1 protein-coding gene is annotated in these 1,548 nt (G+C 65.7%); it reads right to left on the bottom strand.

The window, feature by feature from the left end:
- Window positions 1-351 precede the first annotated feature (351 nt).
- Window positions 352-1,362 carry a hypothetical protein gene (locus IP76_RS18115; protein ID WP_054159648.1) on the bottom strand — a complete coding sequence of 337 codons (1,011 nt, stop codon included), beginning with the start codon at window positions 1,360-1,362 and terminating at the stop codon, window positions 352-354.
- Window positions 1,363-1,548: the final 186 nt, after the last annotated feature.

Consider the following 1,548-nt stretch of genomic DNA (forward strand, 5'->3'; position numbering starts at 1 on the left):
CTCGGGCTGCCTGTCAGCAAGCACAACATGCGCGCTACATTCATGCGAAAATATCAAGGTGGGAAGCTGAGGGCATGCCGGCTGAGCCAGGTAGCAAAAATCTCTTGAAAGGCATTCGGGGCGCCAGACCAGGCACAGCAGGGAAAGGGCAGGACGGCAGGCGCTGGCGCGGGCATCGGTTCGGGCCGGAGAGCATTGCAGCGGGGAAAGAATTGGGCGGCACGGCGCAGCTTGTGCGCAGCAGGGGATGCGGAGGCAGAGTGTCCCGCTGTAAAGAATGTGCGGCGGCGTCCTTGGCGCCCATGGTGGCCGCGCACAGGGCGGACGCTTCATTGTTTATAGCTGCCATTTTTAAAGCAGCCGGCGGCGGCCCAGGAGGCCTCCTCCCAGCAGGCCCAACAGGGAGTCCTTCTGGGCCACCAGAGGGTCCACCGAGGTCTTCAGGTTGCCCAGGTTTGTCGACAGCGTGCCAAGGCTGAGGTTCAGGCCGTTGACCGTGCTGGTGATGTTGTTGACCGAGCTGGTCAGGCCGTTGACCTGGCCGGTGATGCCGTTCACGCCGCTGGACAGGGTGTTGAGGTTGTTGTTGAGGCTGGTGAGGCTGCTGGCCTGGCCCGCCACGGTGGACTGCAGGCTGCTCACGTCAGTGCCTAGGCCCAGCAGGCTGTTCAGGTTGCTCAGCAGGGGGCCCACGTTGGTCTGCAGGGTGCTCAGGTCCCCCGAGAGCGCCACGGTGTTGTTGCCCTGCTTCTCCACCTCGCCCGCCAGGTTGATAAGGGAGGACTGCAGGTTTGTGAGGCTGGTCGGGACGGCCAGAAGGGTGCTGCGGATGCCCAGCAGGGGCTGCACAGCTGCGGGCAGGCCTGTGAGGGTGGTGCCCAGCGCAGTGAGAGGCTGGAGGGCAGACTGTACGTTGGCCAGGCCTGCTGGCAGGGCGGCCAGATCGGCGCTGATGTCGCGCAGCGGAGCCACGTCGGTGAGCAGGCCGGGCACCTTGAGCAGGTCGCTCCTGATGCTGGCCAGCGGCTGCAGCAGGTTGGTGCTGGTGACCAGGCCCGGCACCTTGAGCAGGTCCCTCTTGATGGCCACCAGCGGGCCCACGCTGGACTGCAGGGTGTTGAGCAGGCTGGGAGCCGCCAGCAGTTGCGCCTTGAGGGGCGCGAGCGGCAGCAGCGATGCAACGTTAGTGTTCAGCCCGCCCACGGTCTTCTGCAGCGCGTCGAGACGCTGCGTTAGAGCCGCGATGGTCGCTGCCTGCTCCGCCACCTTCTTCTCCAGCTGGGCGGGGGTGAGGGCGGCAGAGGCGCCGCCGGCGCAGGCCAACAGGGCGGAGGCTGCCAGCAGGGCGATGGCGGGCCTCATGGCTGGTTGTGAGGAGCCGGCGGGCAGCAAGGACGCGCTCGCTTGCGTTATAACCCTGTGGAACCGCAACTAAAGCTTCAACACCACGTGGAGGCCTCCTTTTGGCGTGGTAGAGGAGTGGAGGTGTGCACCAGAGATGGAGCAGGGAGGCGTAAAACTTCGAATGCACCCTCCAGCTGGGCGGGG

The sequence above is a fragment of the Rhizobium sp. AAP43 genome (assembly GCF_001296045.1).
Lineage (GTDB): Bacteria > Pseudomonadota > Alphaproteobacteria > Rhizobiales > Rhizobiaceae > Allorhizobium.